This window comes from Rhodococcus sp. 14-2496-1d, from assembly GCF_002259365.1.
Taxonomy (GTDB): domain Bacteria; phylum Actinomycetota; class Actinomycetes; order Mycobacteriales; family Mycobacteriaceae; genus Rhodococcoides.
Window position 1 is genome coordinate 390,030 of the sequence record NZ_NPFV01000029.1, and the last position, 16,489, is coordinate 406,518.

The following is a 16,489-nucleotide window of genomic DNA, read 5'->3' on the forward strand; positions in this document are numbered from 1 at the left end:
GCCTCGCACGGTGACGCAGAAACGAACGTTGCTCGCCGCGGTCCTCGTCCTCGCCACGATGTGCGCGGCCTGCGGCGCCGGCCCGTCGCTCCGACCCGACGTCGCGGTGGAACAACGATCCCCCGGTCAACCGGCGGAAACCTCGGCGGACGCGCCACCGGAACCGGTCGCGCTTGCCGTTCCGGCTACCGATCTCGCCTGGACCGACTGCACCACAGCCACACTCGGCACCTTCGGGCTCACCTCCACCACCCCCGGGCTGACACTGGAATGCGCAGAGTACGAAGCCGACGTCGATGCCAGCGGGCAGATGTTCGGCACCTTCGCCGTCGGCGCGCTGCGAGCTCGGCTCGACCGAACACCCACCGATGCGGGACCGCTGGTGTTCACGTCCGGTTCGGATCGGTCCTCGATTGCCACGTTGGCGACGATGGCCGCCGGCCCGCTCGCGACGCTGCTCGAGGCCCATCCGATCGTCGCGGTGGATCGACGCGGCATCGGCCGATCCACCGCCGTCGACTGCATCGACCCGACGACCAAAACGGACGTCGACGCGCTGGGGCAGTTCACCAGATCCGATGCCGACAGCGTCGACCGCGCTGTCGACGCCGGTCGTGACGCCACGATCGAGTGCACCGACACGTTGCAGCCGCAGGAGCTCGCCTTCGGAACCACTTACGCCGCCGACGATCTCGACCGTCTGCGTCAACTCTGGGGCGTGGAACAGATCGGCCTGATCGGCTCGGGCAACGGCGCGCTCACCGCGTTGGCCTACGCAGCGAAGTTTCCGGCCAACATCTCGCGCCTGATCCTGGACTCACCGGCCGGAGTGGGTGCCGACCAGATCACGTTGGCAGAGCAGCGGACACAGGGCAAGGAAGCAGCGTTCGGTGCGTTCGCGCAGCGATGCGTCGCGCTGAACTGCTCCCTCGGCCCCGACCCGACGGCCGCCGTCGCGCAGCTGCTCCGACGCGCCGCCGGTGGCGAATTCTCGCCGCTGTCCACCCACGAGATTCTCGACGGCATCACCTTCGCCCTCGCCTCGACAGCAGGCGACGCGTCGTCTCGGGCCACCGGGCTCGCCGCCGCCCTGTCCTCGGCTGCCGGGTCCGACACCACCGCGTTGTCCGCCCTCGCCGAGCGAGGCCGCAACGCCTACGGCACCGACGGGCAATTCGTGTCTCGGTGCACGGACGGGCAGCAATGGCCATCACCGCAGGGCGTTCGCGACCTGACTTCGCAGTGGACCGACCGCTATCCGATCTACGGCACCGATGCTGCACTGACGGCGTTGCTGTGCTCGTCCTGGCCGACGGCTCCGTCCACTCCCCTGCCCACCTCTCTGGACGTTCCGGTACTGGTCCTGTCCAACGCAGGCGACCCGATCGTCGGCAACGGCGGACTGTCCTCGGTCACCGGGTTGGTCGGTGCGACCGGTGCAGGCGTCGCCTCGGCTGCATGGCAGGGCAGCGGGCATCCGAGCCTGGGCGGATCGCAGTGTCTGCAGAGCGCAGCGGTGAACTACGCACGCGACACCGCGCTTCCGACCGACGGCACGGTCTGCCCCGCCTGAGTCGGTACCCGTCGCGGGGTGTCCTTCGCCGGGACGGTCACCGCCTCGGGTACCGTTCCCGGGTGTCACTTAGCTTTCTGGAGCCGCGTTCGGGGCGGACGACCGCCGAGGTAATCAAGTACGCCCTGTGGCCGATCGCCATCATGACCGTCATCCAGCGCGTGGTGATCAAGGCGGTCAACGGTGACATCACCAACGACTTCAACCCGGTGTACAGCGCTGCCCTGGCATTTCTCAACCGTCAGCCGGTGTACACCGCGAACTTCGACTCCGTCGATCCGCACTACCTGTACCAACCGAGCGCGACGATGCTGCTGTCCCCCATCGCCGTCATCGACCCCGAGCGGTCTCGTTGGCTGTTCATCCTCGCCAGCACGATCGCCATTCTCCTGGCGTTGTACATCCTGTTGCGCATCTTCGGGTTCCGGCTCGATTCGGTCGCGGCCCCCGCTCTCCTGCTGGCCGCCTTCGTCAGCGAAACCGTCACCAACACGTTGGTGTTCACCAACTTCAACGGCTTCGTTCTGCTCGGCGAGGTGGCCTTCCTCGGGTTCCTCCTTCAGCGCAAGGACCTGTCGGCAGGCGTCGCCATGGGTTTGACTCTGGCGATCAAGCCGATGCTCGCGCCGCTCCTCCTGCTCCCGCTGATGACGCGTCAATGGAAGGTGTTCATCACCTCGATCGCCATTCCGGTCGTGATGATGGCCATCGCCTGGCCTTTGTCGGTGGATCCGATGAACTTCATCGACCGGACGCTGCCGTACCTGCTGCAGACTCGCGACTACTTCAACAGCGCGGTCGTCGGCAACGGCCGCTACTACGGTGTCCCCGAACTCCTCACCCTCGGAATACGAGCGGTACTGGGAATCATGGTTCTGATCTCGCTGTGGCTGCTCTACCGATACTGCCGCGAGGACCGTCTGTTCTTCTTCGCCACCACATCGGGGTTGATCCTCACCGCGCACTGGCTGCTGGGCTCGCTCGGCCAGATGTACTACTCGATGATGCTGTTCCCGCTGCTGATGACCGTCGTACTGAAGAATTCGGTGCTGCGGAACTGGCCCGCCTGGCTCGCGATCTACGGGTTCATGAACTACGACCGATGGCTCTCGGGGCGCTGGATCGAAACCGGCCGGGCCTTGGACTACCTGCGCACCACCTTCGGCTGGGCACTGCTGATCGTCGTCATCTTCGGGGTCCTCGTCGCCCGCTGGTTCGCCGCACGCAGCGAAGGGCGGTTGGAGGACGGAATAGAACCCAGCTACCTACTGCCGAGCGCGCCACCAGCGAAAACGGCATAGCCCGACAAAACGTATTAGCGTGTGAGCATGAGTTCAGCTACCGACAACAATTCCGCCCCGGCCGTCCAGCTCACCGATGCACAGTGGCGCGAGAAGCTGACCCCCGAGGAGTACGCGGTGCTGCGGCAGGCAGGCACCGAGCGCCCAGGAGTCGGCGAATACACCGACACCACCACCGAGGGCATCTACGAATGCCGCGCCTGCGGTGCCGAACTGTTCCGCAGCACCGAGAAGTTCGAGTCGCACTGCGGCTGGCCGTCGTTCTTCGACCCGGCCGACAGCGACGCCGTCATCCTGAAGGAGGACACCTCGCTCGGGATGCGTCGCGTCGAGGTCATCTGCCGCACCTGCCACAGCCACCTCGGCCACGTCTTCGAAGGGGAGGGCTACCCCACGCCGACCGACCAGCGGTACTGCATCAACTCGATTTCGTTGACACTCAAGCCTGCATCCTGATCTGCCCGGAAAATACCGGAGATCACGGTGTCGAATTGCGAGTCATGAACGGCGGATGCGCCGACGCGCAGCCGGGGTATTCCTGAATTTACTTTTGTTTTGCTTAATACATAGAGTAAATTTTACTGGCATGGCCACGTCGATCAAGACTTTCTGGTGGCGCCAGGTGAAACTGACCGGCGTCAGACCCAATTTCGGCGACGAACTGACGCCCGGACTGGTGAGATCACTGTTCGGACAGAAATGCTCCTGGCGTCGTGCGAAGCGGAGCGACATGATCGGGGCGGGTTCCACTCTCGAAATGGTCCAGCTCATGCAGGCGCGGAAAGGTCTGAAGGTCTGGGGTTCGGGATTCATGCTCGGCGACACTGCCCGTGAAAGGAACTTCAGCTACCCCGACTTCGACTTCTACGCTGTGCGAGGGCATCTGTCGTTGAGTCGCATCGAGTCCGAGCGCAAGGTCGCGGTCGGGGACCCAGGGCTTCTGGCGAACAGGGTCTATTCACGCTCCCCAGTCGTACCCGGTCGAATCGGCCTCGTTTACCACTGGGTGCACAAGAAGGATCCTGTCGTGCTCGCGCTTGCGCGAGAAAAGAATGTGACGTTGATCGACCCGTCCAGAAAGCCTGCCGACGTCATCGCGGACATCACTGCATGTGAGTTCGTGATGTCGACGAGTCTGCACGGGTTGATCGTCGCGGATTCGTACGGCGTCCCCAACGCGTGGATCAAGCTGACCCAGGACATAGGCGGCAACGGATACAAGTTCGACGACTACTACTCCGCTTTCGACCGACAAGCACTCCAGCATTCGTCGGACCTTGCGCGGGATCACGAGAAAATCGCGCAACTTCGGAAGGAATATCGACCGATCCCGAATCTGACGGAAATCCAAGACGATCTGATCGCCGCATTTCCGTTCGCTGCGCGCTACACCGCCTGAATTGAGCAGGCCGAGAACAGAGCTGAACATCGTTCGCGCTACTCGATCGCCTGCTCCGACGGTGCATACTGTGAGCATGCGCACTTTCACGTCACCAGAGCAGATCAAAGCGGCCGTCGGCGAAGACCTGGGCACCAGCGATTGGTTGCAGATCACCCAGGAACGGGTGAACACCTTCGCCGACGCCACCGGCGATCATCAGTGGATCCACGTCGACGTCGAGCGGGCGAAGAAGGAAAGCCCCTTCGGCGCACCTATCGCCCACGGATTTCTGAGCCTGTCCCTGGTGTCGATGCTCAACTGGCAGATCTACACCATCGAGAACACCAAGCTCGGAATCAACTACGGCTCCAACAAGGTTCGCTTCATCAACCCGGTGAAGGTCGGAGCCCACGTGCGTCTGCAGACCACCCTCGTCTCGGTCGAAGAGGTATCCGGCGGAGCACTGCAGATGGTGACGGCGGGAACATTGCAGATCGAGGGCGAGGACAAGCCTGCACTCGTCGCCGAGATCATCTCTCGGGTCGTGTTCTGACCCCGGACCGAACCGGTGGATCGAACGCTCTGATCGGCGGCAACGGCTCGTCGTAGCGTTCGATCTCCACCAACACGTGTTGGCCGGTGCAGCCGCGTGCGAGCGCCGACGATCCCTCGTCTGCGGTGAGCACGTTCACGCTCCCGTGAACGCACATCGAATCGGGATCGGCCGGATCTTCGGGGTCGTACCAGGCCCCGGTGGACAACTGGACGACAGACTCGAGCAGCGCGTCGTCGACGACCACACCGGCCAGGCACGAACCGCGGTCGTTGAACACCCGCACCACGTCGCCGTCCGACACTCCCCTGGCCCTGGCCGCCGACGAGTGCATGCGTATCGGCTCGCGGCCCCGAATTTTCGAGTTCCGGCTCACCGCACCGTGATCGAGCTGACTATGCAGCCTGGTGCGCGGCTGATTGGCGATCAGGTGCAACGGAAACTGCTCGGCCCTCGGTCCGCCGAGCCACTCGGTCGGCTCGAACCACATCGGATGACCCTGGCAGTCGTCGTAGCCGAACCCGTCCACCGTCGCCGAAAAGATCTCGATTTTCCCGCTCGGGGTGCGCAACGCGTTGCCCACCGGATCGCGTCGGAAATCCTCGAAGAACGTCAGATCGTCCTCGGTCTTCATCCGAAACGAACCCTCACGCCGGAAGTTTTCGTATTCCGGAGTGTCGACGCCGTCGGCGCGTAGATATCCGCGCCACTGCTCGTACATGTGCTCGAGCCACTGCTGCGAGCTACGCCCCTCGGTGAACTGCTCGCCCACACCGAGTTTCGTCGCCAGCTCGGCGAACGTGTCGTAATCGTCGCGGGATTCGGCGAAGCGCTCGGCGGCGGGTGACATGGCGACGAGCAAGGGATCGTTGCGCGTGCAGCTCAGGTCCGATCGCTCCAACGACGTGGTCGACGGGACGACGATGTCGGCGTGCTTGGCCATCGGTGTCCAGTACGGATCGTGTACGACGACCGTGTCGGCTCTGCCGAGCGCGCGACGCAGCCGCCCGAGGTCTTGGTGGTGGTGGAACGGATTGCCGCCGGCCCAGTAGACGATCTTGATGTCGGGATAGGTCAATCGCTTACCGTCGTAATCGAATTGGGAGCCCGGGTTCAGCAGCATGTCCGAGACGGCGGCGACCGGAACGAGGTCGGGAACGGGATTGATCCCCTGCGGCAGAGTCGGCAACGGATACGGCACCGGGGCCAGACCGGGCTCGTTCATCGACCCGTACCCGTGCCCGAATCCTGCTCCCGGAACGCCTATCCCACCGAGCATCGACGCCAAGGTGACGCCCATCCACGGGGCCTGCTCGCCGTGCCGCGTCCGCTGCAGCGACCAGGTGACCGTCACCATCGTGCGTTTCGACGCCATCTCTCGGGCCAGATCCGCGATCACCGCGGCCTCGATGCCGCAGATCGTCGACGCCCACCGCGGGGTCTTGGGTGTGCCGTCCGTGCTGCCGAGCAGGTAGCGCTCGAACTCGGGGTATCCCTCGCAGTACTTCTCCAGAAACGCTGTGTCGTGCAGCTTCTCGTCGGCCAGCACGTACGCGAGTGCCAGCATCATCGCCACGTCGGTACCGGGTCGCGGCGCAATCCATCGAGCGTCGCCGCTCATGTCGTTGCGTAGCGGACTCACGGTGACGATCTGCCCACCGCGAGCCCGCATCGCGTCGAGTGAGTCGACCGTCGGATGATCGGACGTACCGCCGTGATTGATGCCGGTGTTCTTCACCGGAACTCCACCGAACGCCACCAACAATTCGGTGTGCTCGGCTATCACGTTCCAGGATGTGGAGCGCGAGAACATCTTCCAGTGCGCGCCGAGAACGTGCGGCATGATCACACCGGTCGCACCGAGTGAGTAGCTGTGCACCGATCGCGTGTAACCGCCGATGCAGTTCAGGAAGCGATGCACCTGGCTCTGCGCGTGATGGAAGCGCCCTGCACTCGCCCACCCGTACGACCCGCCGTAGACGGCGCTGTTACCGAATGCGTCGATCACTCTTCGCAATTCGGCCGCCAGAAGATCGGTCAGCTCGTCCCAGGAGACGTCGACGAACTCATCGCTGCCACGCTTGTCGGTCGGACCCGGCCCGTGATCTAGCCAGCCTTTGCGCACTGCCGGGGAGGCGACGCGGGATCGATGGGTCACCGACCCGACGAGGTTTCCCAACACCGGGGAAGGGTTTCTGTCGGTCACCTGGGGATGGACCGCAGTGACTTCTCGTCCGTCCGACTCGGCCCGAAACATTCCCCAGTGGCCCATGTGCTGGACGCCGGCCGCTCCGGTCATCGAACCACCCTGGTCATCGAATTCCGAACGCGCTCAACGCTGCCAGCAGTGCATCCGGCCGCTGCGCCGTCGGCACCGGATCCACGAGCGCGAAGTTGCATCCGATCTCCCGCGCGGCACCGTCGGCCTCGTCGCTGTCGCCGACCATCAGCGTCCGCGACGGATCGACGCCCAGAGCGGCGACGGCGTGCCGAAAGATCTCGGGCTGCGGTTTGACGTGACCCACCTCGAACGAGAGCACGAATTCGTCGACGTACCGATCGAGACCGCGATCGACGAACGCAGGACGGATGTCGAAGGCGATGTTGCTCAACACTCCGACCCGAACCGACTCGTGCGCAAGCCTTTTCAGCACCGCCTCGGTGTCCGGATACGGCGTCCAGGAATCTGCGTCGATCACGCGTCCGTACACCGACTCGGCCTGCTGCGGGTCGCTGACCCCCGACTGTGCGAGTACGTGCAGGTACGCCTGTCGGTGCAGCGCCGGGTCGAGATCTCGGTTTCGCCAGGCGTGCCTGGTGGCGTCGTCGAACTCCACCGTCTCCCCGACCGGAGCAGTCATGCGCCGCATCAGCTCTGCAGCTCCCGCTCCGTCGACCGGAGTGCCGTCGGCGTCGTGGACGCCGTCGAACCACGAGGGCTCCTCCTCGAGCCTGAACAGCGTGCCCGAGAAGTCGAACAGGACGGCTTCGATCGCGGGTGTGCCCGTGGTCGTCACGGCAGAGATTCGACGAGCGCGTCCACCTCGACCCGAGGGCCGGTGAAGAACGGAGTCTCCTCGCGCACGTGACGCCTCGCCTCGGTGGCCCGCAGGTCACGCATCAGGTCGACGATGCGGTCGAGCTCGGGAGCCTCGAAGGCCAGAATCCACTCGTAGTCGCCGAGCGCGAACGACGGCACGGTGTTCGCCCGAACGTCCTTGTAGTCGCGTGCTGCCTTGCCGTGGTCGGCCAGCATCGTGCGACGCTCGTCGTCGGGCAGCAGGTACCAGTCGATCGAGCGGACGAACGGGTAGACGCAGATGTACGCGCCCGGATCCTCACCGGCGATGAAGGCCGGGACGTGGCTCTTGTTGAATTCGGCCGGACGGTGCAGCGCGGTGTTGCTCCACACCGGTGTGCTCGCCTTGCCCAGCGCGGTGGTGCGACGGAAATCGGAATACGTCGCCTGCAGGTCCTCGATGCGCTCGGCGTGGGTCCACACCATGAAATCGGCGTCGGCGCGCATGCCGGCGATGTCGTAGACCCCGCGCACCGCGACACCCTTGTCCTCACGACCTTCGAAGAACACCTTCGCTTCCTTCGCGGCCGCGGCCCGATCCTCGCCCAGAACGCCGGGCGTGACCTTGTAGACCGAGAACATCAAGTAGCGAAGTGTCGAGTTGAGCGCTGAGTAATCGAGGCGTGCCATGGCCCTATCGTGCCACTTCGATCAGACGAGCGGCAGCGGTGGTGGCGGACGCAATACACGCCGGCACCCCGACGCCGCGCTGCCAGGCCCCGGTGACCTCGAGGCCGGGTAGGTCGGCGACCCCGGCCTCGATGGCGGCGACGCGATCGAGGTGACCCGGCGCGTACTGCGGCAGGCCCCCCGGCCAGCGCTGCACGGTCGCGGCGAGCGGCCGCACATCGATTCCGGCTACCGTCCGCAGATCGTTCGAGGCTGTCTCTATCGACTCCGCATCGGATCGGTCCGACGCCGTGGTGTCACCGAATCGGCCGAGCGAGGCCCGCAGCAGTACCGCGTCACGCTCACCGAGGTGTGGCCACTTGCGGCTCGACAGGGTGAATGCCTTGACGTCCAGGCCCGCGTCCGTGGCCACCAGGATTCCCGAATTCTGGGGTAGCTCCGTGGTCTTGGGGAACGCGAGCGCGACGACGACCGAGGATGCGAGTTCGATCTCCCGCGCGGCCTGCGACGCCGCGGGTGCCACCTCGGCGATGAGCCGACCGAGAACTGGGGCAGGGACCGCGAGCACCACTCCGTCGACGGATCCGACTCCGTCGACGAACCATCCGTCGGACTCGCGGCGGATCTCGCCGACGCCTGCTCCGAAGACCGTCCTGGCATCGGTCGCAGCGACGAGGGCATCGAGCAACACCGCATAGCCGTCGCGCAGTCCGCCGAACACCGGCCCCGGCGACGGGGTGGGCAGTGCTGCCTGCACTGCCTCGGTGAGGTTCGCCGCTCCGCCGTCCAATGCCGCAGCCAACGTAGGCAGTGCCGCGCGGACGCCGATGGAGCTCGACGAACCGGAGTACACGCCGCCGAGCAGCGGATCAACCGAACGGCTGACCACCTGGGAGCCGAATCTGGTGCCCACGAGTTCGGCCACGCTGACATCCGATCCCGCGGTCCAGGCGAAGGGCCGGGCGGTTTCGGTCTCGATGACGTGCAGGTCTTCGGGGTCCACCAGATCCCGAACGGAATCGGCGGACGACGGGATGCCCATCAGGGTGCCGGGCGGAAGCGGGTGTGTTCGACCGCCGGAGAAGACGAGCGGTCGCACCGGTGCCGGGTACACCAGCTGATCCGACAGACCGAGCTCGGCGAGCAGTGCCGGCACCTCGGGACGTCGACCGATGAAGGCCTCCGCACCGACGTCGAGGGAGTCCGTGCCGACCGCGGTGGTGCGCAGCGTGCCGCCGATGCGAGACGAGGACTCGACGAGAGTGATCTCGGCATCCGGCCCGCAGGACTGCCGAAGGCGATACGCCGCGACGAGGCCGGAGATTCCGCCGCCGACGACGGCATATCGCCGCACCGTCACAACGAATGCACCAGCGACACCACGCGCGTAAGAATGTCGGGATCGGTATCGGGAAGCACTCCGTGTCCGAGGTTGAACACATGTCCGCGCGCACCGGCCGCGACAGCGCGGTCTCCCTCGGCGGCGATGCGTCGAACTTCGGTCTCGACGGCGTCCCAACCGGCGAACAGCACCGCCGGATCGAGATTGCCCTGCAAGGCTTTGCCGTTGCCGACACGATGCACGGCGTCGTCGAGTGGAATCCGCCAGTCGACGCCGACCACATCGGCACCTGCCTCACCCATCGCCCCGAGCAACTCTCCGGTTCCGACGCCGAAGTGGATCTTCGGCACACCGGCCGAGGACACGGCCTCGAACACTCGCTGCGAGTGCGGCAGGACGTACTCGCGGTAGTCGGCGAGGGACAGCGCACCCGCCCAGGAGTCGAACACCTGCACGGCGTCGACGCCTGCGGCCAACTGAGCCTGCAGGAAGGTGATCGTCGTGGTGGCCAATGCGTCGAGCAGGGCGTGCCAGGTCGCCGGATCGGACCGCATGAGCGCTTTGGTCTTCTCGTGGTTGCGACTCGGGCCGCCTTCGACCAGATACGACGCGAGGGTGAACGGTGCACCCGCGAAACCGATGAGCGGCGTACCGGCGAGCTCGCGGGTGAGGATCCGCACCGCGTCGGCCACCGGCTCCACCTGATCGACGGTCAGGACCGGCAGAGCCGCGACGTCGGCAGCCGACCGCACCGGCTGCGCCACGACCGGTCCGGTGCCTGCGACGATGTCGAGATCGATACCGGCGGCCTTGAGCGGAACGACGATGTCCGAGAACAGGATTGCCGCGTCCACGTCATGACGGCGAACGGGTTGAAGAGTGATCTCGGCCACGAGATCGGGCCGGAAGCACGAATCCAACATGCCGATGCCTGCACGAATCTTGCGGTACTCGGGCAGCGACCTACCGGCCTGGCGCATGAACCACACCGGCCGACGCGAGGGAGTTCGACCCGCGATCGCGGCCAGGAACGGTGCGTCCGGGAGTTCCCGGCGGGCTGGGGCTGTGGCGTGCGGTTCGGCGTTCATCGGGTTCCATGCTGCCACGCGTCGGGAAAGCTCCCGCCACCAAGGGCGACACACCCACTTCGGTTGCATCACGGCTCGGCGCGCCTCCGCCTCGGGGCAACGTGACGCGTCTAACGTCCGGTGACGTGACCGAACCCCATTCCACCGCCGAACCTGCGCCGTTCCGCGCCGCCATCGACGCGATGCATCGGGCTCAGGTACACCCGGCGATCGAAATCGGTCCGATCCGGCCGCCGCAGCGTCTCGCCCCCTACAGCTACGCGATCGGTGCCGAGGTCAAGCATCCCGATTCCGAACAGGTCGACGAACAGAGCGACGGCGACGCCTTCGGCCGCCTCATTCTGCTGTATGACCCCGACGGTGCCGAGGCATGGAACGGCACCCTTCGACTGGTCGCATACATCCAGGCGGACGTCGACGAGTCCCTCGCCGACGATCCCCTGCTCCCCGAGGTCGGATGGAGTTGGCTGGTCGACGCGCTGGAGTCACGGTCGGAGCCGCTCAACGCACTCGGCGGCACGGTCACTTCGACCAGCTCGGTGCGCTACGGCGACATCGCCGGTCCACCCAAGGCCCACCAGCTCGAACTGCGCGCCTCGTGGACGGCCACGTCCGAGGACCTCTCGACGCACGTCGAGGCGTTCTGCGAGGTGCTCGCCTACGCGGCCGGTTTGCCGCCTGCGGGCATCACCACCCTCGGCCAGCGCAGTTCCAGCCGGACATAGTGGGCGGTTCTCGAACCCGCAGGGCCTAGAGTCACATCTCATGTCAGCCGAGAGTTCTCCCGAGACCACGCCGGACGACGAGGCGAACGCGCCTGTCGCCGTTCCGCTACTGGCCCCGGCTGACGGCGTACCCGACGTGGTCGACACGCCGGACGCCGTGCGCGCCGCTGCCGCTCTGCTCGCAGCAGGTCACGGCCCACTCGCCGTCGACGCCGAACGCGCCTCCGGCTTCCGCTACTCCCAGCGCGCCTACCTGCTGCAGTTCCGTCGCCGCGGCGCTGGCACGGTCCTGCTCGATCCGATCCCGGTCACCGGCGATCTCGCCCCGCTCGCCGAGGTGATCAACCCGCTCGAATGGGTATTGCACTCCGCCGATCAGGACCTACCCGGGCTCGGCGAACTCGGCCTGGTGCCTGCCACGCTGTACGACACCGAACTGGCAGGACGCCTCGCCGGATTCGATCGCGTGGGGCTCGGTGCCATCGTCGAACGCACCCTCGGACTGGCCCTGCAGAAAGGCCACGGGGCAGCCGACTGGTCCACCCGGCCGCTGCCCGACACCTGGCTGAACTATGCCGCGCTCGACGTCGAGGTTCTTCTCGAACTGCGCGACGCGATGGCCGAGGAGCTCGAACAGCAGGGCAAGACGGACTGGGCAGCGCAGGAATTCGCCCACATCCTCACGCTCGGGCCACCCAAACCCAAGACCGACAGATGGCGTCGGACATCGGGGATCCATGCGATCAAATCTCCCCGCACCCTCGCTGCCGTTCGCGAATTGTGGACCACGCGAGACGAACTGGCAGCCAAGCGTGATGTGGCACCGAGCCGGGTACTGCCCGACTCGGCGATCGTGGCGGCGGCAACAGCGGACCCGAAATCCTCGCGGGAGCTCGAGCAACTGCCGGTCTTCGGCGGTCCCCGTCAGCGCAGATCGTCCCGATTGTGGGCCTCGGCTCTGACCCGTGCGCGGGCGCTTCCGACGTCCGAATTGCCCTCGATGGCAGCCTCGTTCGACGGCCCGCCTCCGGTCAATCGGTGGGCTCGCCGCGATCCCGACGCAGCGGCGCGACTCGCCGACGTACGAGCCGCGATGACCGAGCTCAGCGAATCGGTTGCGGTGCCGGTCGAGAATTTGTTGATGCCGGATCTGCTGCGCCGCCTGGTGTGGGATTGGCAGAATCCGGTCGATTCCGACGTGGACCCGGCCGAGCTGATCGACGCCCGACTGGCCGACGGCGGGGCCCGACCCTGGCAGCGGACGCTGGTGGTGCCGGTACTGGCGAAGGCACTGGACCCTTCCCAAGTTACCGACGGGTAATACCGGCTACAGTAGTGGACGCGTCCGGGCACCCGGGCGAGTCGTCCGCATCTGTCGGGAGGATCGAAAAGCGTGTCTGTACCCGCGTCCACCAGCTCACAGAGGAATGTCGTCTTCGTCGACGGCATCCGTACCCCGTTCGGCAAGGCAGGCCCCAAGGGCATGTACGCCGACACTCGCGCAGACGACCTCGTCGTCAAGGCAATCCGCGAACTGCTTCGCAAGAACCCCAACCTCCCTCCCGAACGGATCGACGAGGTCGCGATCGCCGCGACCACGCAGACCGGTGACCAGGGCCTGACCATCGGACGTACGTCCGCACTGCTCGCCGGACTCCCCCGCAGCGTCCCCGGCTTCGCCATCGACCGCATGTGCGCAGGCGCGATGACCTCGGTGACCACCACCGGATCGGGCATCGGCTTCGGCCAGTACGACGTCGTCATCGCCGGTGGCGTCGAGCACATGGGCCGCCACCCGATGGGTGAAGGCGTCGACCCCAACCCGCGCTTCCTCGCCGACAAGCTCGTCGATCCCAGCGCGCTGGTCATGGGCAACACCGCCGAAAACCTGCACGACCGGTTCCCGAGCATCACCAAGGACCGCACCGACGCGTACGCCGTCGCCAGCCAGAACAAGTACGACGCCGCCAAGAAGGCCGGCTACATCGCCGACACCCTCGTGCCCGTCGCCACCAAGTCGGCCGCAGGCTGGGGCCTGGCCACCGAGGACGAGCCGCCTCGCCCCGGCACCACCGTCGAAGACCTCGCCAAGCTCAAGACGCCGTTCCGGCCCGCAGGCCGCGTCACCGCAGGCAACGCCGCTGGACTCAACGACGGCGCAACCGCCGCGATTCTGGCCGGTGAGGACACCGCGCACGAGCTCGGCCTGAACATCGGAATGCGGATGGTCGGCTTCAGCTTCGCCGGCGTCGACCCGGCCGTCATGGGCATCGGACCGGTCCCCGCGACCGAAAAGCTGCTCGGCCGAACCGGATTGAGCATCGACGACATCGGCCTGTTCGAGATCAACGAGGCCTTCGCCATCCAGGTTCTCGCCTTCCTCGAGCACTACGGAATCGCCGACGACGACCCCCGCGTCAACCAGTGGGGCGGTGCCATCGCGTGCGGCCACCCCCTCGCGTCCTCGGGCGTCCGCCTGATGACGCAGCTGAGCCGCCAGTTCGCTCAGCAGCCCGACGTGCGCTACGGCCTGACGACCATGTGCATCGGTCTCGGCATGGGCGGCACCGTCATCTGGGAGAACCCCAACCACGCTGACTACTCGGGAGCGGCCAAATGAGTGACATCACCACAGCGTTCACCGACGAGGTAGTCACGAACGCATTCACCAAGATCGTCTCCGTACCGGGGCTCGAGGGCTCCATCGCCCTCGTCACGCTCGACAACGGCTTCGATCACACCAAGCCGTCGACCTTCGGTCCCGGCGGTCTGGCCAAGTTCGACGCCGCACTCGACGAGGCGTTCGCAGCGAACCCGGTGGCCATCGCCGTCACCGGCAAGCCGTTCATCTTCGCCGTCGGTGCCGACCTCAACGGTGTGCCGAACATCGAGACCAAGGACGAAGCGCTGCAGATCGGGCAGCTCGGGCACAAGGTGTTCCGTCGCCTGCGCGAGTCGACGATTCCGACGTTCGCCTTCATCAACGGTGCTGCACTCGGCGGTGGCCTCGAAGTGGGACTGCACTCGCACTACCGCACCGTCGCAGAGAACGCCGCTGCCCTCGGCCTGCCCGAGGCCTTCCTCGGCCTGGTCCCGGGATGGGGCGGAACCCAGTTGTTGCCCAACATCATCGGAGCCTCGAACGCCGTCACCGTCGTCATCGAGAACGCTCTCAACCAGAACCGCGTCCTCAAGCCGCAGCAGGCACTCGATCTCGGCATCGCCGACGCCCTCTTCGGCGGAGCCGACTTCCTCGAACAGTCCCTCGCGTGGGCTGCTCAGGTCGTCAAGGGCGAGATCGTTCCCGACCGTCCCGAGATCGACCGCGGACAGGCCTGGGACGACGCCATCGCCCGTGCCAGGGGCATCGTGGCCGGTAAGACCGGTAATTTCGCACCGGGCCCCGTCGCCGCAGTCGATCTGCTCGAGCTCGCCAAGAGCACCGACATCACCGACTCGGCCTCGCTCGACAAGGCCTTCGCGGCCGAGGACGAGGCGCTGTCGACGTTGCTGGTCAAGGACGAGCTCCGCGCCGGGCTGTACGCCTTCGATCTGGTGCAGAAGCGCGCGAAGCGTCCGGCCGGCGCACCCGACAAGTCGTTGGCGCGCAAGATCTCCGGCGTCGGCATCGTCGGTGCCGGACTGATGGCCAGCCAGCTCGCCCTGCTGTTCGTGCGCCAGCTGAAGGTGCCGGTGATCCTCACCGACATCGATCAGGAGCGCATCGACAAGGGTGTCGGGTACGTCCACGGGGAGATCGACAAGCTGCTCGGCAAGAAGCGTCTGTCCCCCGATGCCGCGAATCGGTTGAAGGCGTTGGTGTCCGGCTCCATCGACAAGTCGGCGTTCGCGAACACCGATTTCGTCATCGAGGCCGTGTTCGAGAACCTCGACGTGAAGAAGAAGGTGTTCGCCGAGGTCGAGGAGTTCGTCTCTGCCGACACGATCCTTGCTACCAACACGTCCTCACTGTCGATCACCAAGATGGCTGCAGACCTGAAGCACCCCGAGCGCGTCGTGGGCTTCCACTTCTTCAACCCCGTTGCGGTCCTGCCACTGCTCGAGGTCGTCAAGGGTGAGAAGACCGACGACGCCACCCTGGCAACGGCATTCGCGACGGCCAAGACCCTCAAGAAGTCGGCCGTGTTGTCTGCGGATCTCCCCGGATTCGTCTTCAATCGTCTTGTCACACGTGCGTCCAACGAGATCATCAGCGCGATCGACGAGGGCACCCCGTTCGATGTCGCCGACGGCGCAGTGGGCGAACTCGGCATGCCGATGAGTCCGCTGACCCTGCTGGCTCTCGTCGGCCCGGCCGTGGCACTGCACACCGCGGAGACCCTCGCCGAGGCATACCCGGAGAGGTTCAAGGACTCGCCGGGATTCCGCGCTCTCGTCGAGGCGAAGAAGCCGGGTGTGTGGACCTACGGACCCGAGGGCCAGGTCGTCGATCCCGAGGTCGCCGCGCTGTGGCCGCAGGGCGATTCGCCCTCGACTGCCGAGCAGGTTCTCGACCGGACCCGTCGGGCATTCGCCGACGAAATCCGCATCATGCTCGACGAGGGAGTCGTAGCAGCAGCCGAGGACATCGATCTCTGCCTGCTGCTCGGCGGCGGCTTCGGCTTCTGGAACGGCGGCATCACCCCGTACCTGGACCGCAGCGGTGCCTCCGAGGCAGCGACCGGTCGCCGCTTCCTCGCGCCGGGTGTCGCCAGCGTCTAGTACGGCCCGCCGAGTTCGAGGTTACGGACGGATTTTCGCGTTTTTTCGTCCGTAACCTCGAACTCGGTATCGTCCGCTCGCGCTATGGTGCGATC

General features: G+C 66.0%; 14 protein-coding genes. 9 read left to right on the forward strand and 5 right to left on the reverse strand.

All coding sequences use genetic code 11. The features are described 5' to 3' along the window. Positions 1–10 precede the first annotated feature (10 nt). The 5 genes from CH296_RS23165 to CH296_RS23185 all read left to right on the forward strand — a co-directional run bounded on the left by CH296_RS23165 (position 11) and on the right by CH296_RS23185 (position 4,808). Positions 11–1,573: an alpha/beta hydrolase gene (locus CH296_RS23165; RefSeq protein ID WP_094647977.1), complete on the forward strand. Its 1,563-nt coding sequence runs from the start codon at positions 11–13 to the stop codon at positions 1,571–1,573. Between the two features lie 62 nt (positions 1,574–1,635). Next, on the forward strand, positions 1,636–2,874 hold the full coding sequence (locus CH296_RS23170; RefSeq protein WP_032397945.1) for a glycosyltransferase family 87 protein: 1,239 nt from the start codon (positions 1,636–1,638) through the stop codon (positions 2,872–2,874). A gap of 27 nt (positions 2,875–2,901) precedes the next feature. Beyond that, on the forward strand, positions 2,902–3,330 hold the full coding sequence (gene msrB, locus CH296_RS23175; protein ID WP_032397944.1) for a peptide-methionine (R)-S-oxide reductase MsrB: 429 nt from the start codon (positions 2,902–2,904) through the stop codon (positions 3,328–3,330). 130 nt (positions 3,331–3,460) lie between these two features. Further along, positions 3,461–4,273: a polysaccharide pyruvyl transferase family protein gene (locus CH296_RS23180; protein WP_179277800.1), complete on the forward strand. Its 813-nt coding sequence runs from the start codon at positions 3,461–3,463 to the stop codon at positions 4,271–4,273. 76 nt (positions 4,274–4,349) lie between these two features. Next, the gene (locus tag CH296_RS23185; RefSeq protein ID WP_045195371.1) at positions 4,350–4,808 is read left to right on the forward strand and encodes a MaoC family dehydratase; all 459 of its coding nucleotides are present in this window, start codon (positions 4,350–4,352) and stop codon (positions 4,806–4,808) included. Here the strand turns inward: CH296_RS23185 and CH296_RS23190 are convergent. Genes CH296_RS23190 through hemE form a run of 5 tightly spaced genes read right to left on the reverse strand, consistent with a single transcriptional unit; the run spans position 4,786 to position 10,947 of the window. Beyond that, complete coding sequence (locus tag CH296_RS23190; protein WP_256980551.1) at positions 4,786–7,107, reverse strand: molybdopterin-dependent oxidoreductase; 2,322 nt, start codon at positions 7,105–7,107, stop codon at positions 4,786–4,788. The two genes, CH296_RS23185 and CH296_RS23190, sit on opposite strands and share 23 nt — an antisense overlap. Before the next feature lie 13 nt (positions 7,108–7,120). Continuing rightward, complete coding sequence (locus CH296_RS23195; protein WP_032397942.1) at positions 7,121–7,825, reverse strand: HAD family hydrolase; 705 nt, start codon at positions 7,823–7,825, stop codon at positions 7,121–7,123. Continuing rightward, on the reverse strand, positions 7,822–8,517 hold the full coding sequence (gene hemQ / locus CH296_RS23200) for a hydrogen peroxide-dependent heme synthase (protein ID WP_032397941.1): 696 nt from the start codon (positions 8,515–8,517) through the stop codon (positions 7,822–7,824). Before hemQ ends, CH296_RS23195 begins: the two co-directional genes overlap by 4 nt. A gap of 4 nt (positions 8,518–8,521) precedes the next feature. Beyond that, positions 8,522–9,877, reverse strand: coding sequence for a protoporphyrinogen oxidase (locus CH296_RS23205; RefSeq protein ID WP_094647980.1), 1,356 nt, complete (start codon positions 9,875–9,877; stop codon positions 8,522–8,524). Continuing rightward, positions 9,874–10,947 (reverse strand): uroporphyrinogen decarboxylase, encoded by a 1,074-nt coding sequence (gene hemE, locus CH296_RS23210; RefSeq protein ID WP_045195375.1) that lies wholly within the window; start codon positions 10,945–10,947, stop codon positions 9,874–9,876. The genes CH296_RS23205 and hemE overlap by 4 nt, the downstream gene beginning before the upstream one ends. A gap of 125 nt (positions 10,948–11,072) precedes the next feature. Here hemE and CH296_RS23215 point away from each other — a divergent pair, with 125 nt between their 5' ends. The 4 genes from CH296_RS23215 (at position 11,073) to CH296_RS23230 (ending at position 16,394) form a co-directional block, all read left to right on the forward strand. Then, complete coding sequence (locus CH296_RS23215) at positions 11,073–11,672, forward strand: DUF3000 domain-containing protein (RefSeq protein ID WP_032397938.1); 600 nt, start codon at positions 11,073–11,075, stop codon at positions 11,670–11,672. Positions 11,673–11,712: 40 nt separating this feature from the next. Next, complete coding sequence (locus CH296_RS23220; protein ID WP_094685811.1) at positions 11,713–12,993, forward strand: ribonuclease D; 1,281 nt, start codon at positions 11,713–11,715, stop codon at positions 12,991–12,993. A gap of 72 nt (positions 12,994–13,065) precedes the next feature. After that, a complete protein-coding gene (locus CH296_RS23225; protein WP_094657082.1) occupies positions 13,066–14,292 on the forward strand; it encodes a thiolase family protein in 1,227 nt (408 codons plus the stop codon). Further along, positions 14,289–16,394, forward strand: a complete 2,106-nt coding sequence (locus tag CH296_RS23230; protein ID WP_094657081.1) for a 3-hydroxyacyl-CoA dehydrogenase NAD-binding domain-containing protein — start codon at positions 14,289–14,291, stop codon at positions 16,392–16,394. The genes CH296_RS23225 and CH296_RS23230 overlap by 4 nt, the downstream gene beginning before the upstream one ends. The last annotated feature ends 95 nt before the right edge of the window (positions 16,395–16,489 follow it).

Excerpts from the sequence above, each read along its gene's own strand:
- msrB (WP_032397944.1), top strand. The coding sequence starts at position 2,902 with ATGAGTTCAGCTACCGACAACAATTCCGCCCCGGCCGTCCAGCTCACC.
- CH296_RS23180 (WP_179277800.1), top strand. The coding sequence starts at position 3,461 with ATGGCCACGTCGATCAAGACTTTCTGGTGGCGCCAGGTGAAACTGACC.
- CH296_RS23185 (WP_045195371.1), top strand. The coding sequence starts at position 4,350 with ATGCGCACTTTCACGTCACCAGAGCAGATCAAAGCGGCCGTCGGCGAA.
- CH296_RS23190 (WP_256980551.1), bottom strand. The coding sequence starts at position 7,107 with ATGACCGGAGCGGCCGGCGTCCAGCACATGGGCCACTGGGGAATGTTT.
- hemQ (WP_032397941.1), bottom strand. The coding sequence starts at position 8,517 with ATGGCACGCCTCGATTACTCAGCGCTCAACTCGACACTTCGCTACTTG.
- hemE (WP_045195375.1), bottom strand. The coding sequence starts at position 10,947 with ATGAACGCCGAACCGCACGCCACAGCCCCAGCCCGCCGGGAACTCCCG.
- CH296_RS23220 (WP_094685811.1), top strand. The coding sequence starts at position 11,713 with ATGTCAGCCGAGAGTTCTCCCGAGACCACGCCGGACGACGAGGCGAAC.
- CH296_RS23230 (WP_094657081.1), top strand. The coding sequence starts at position 14,289 with ATGAGTGACATCACCACAGCGTTCACCGACGAGGTAGTCACGAACGCA.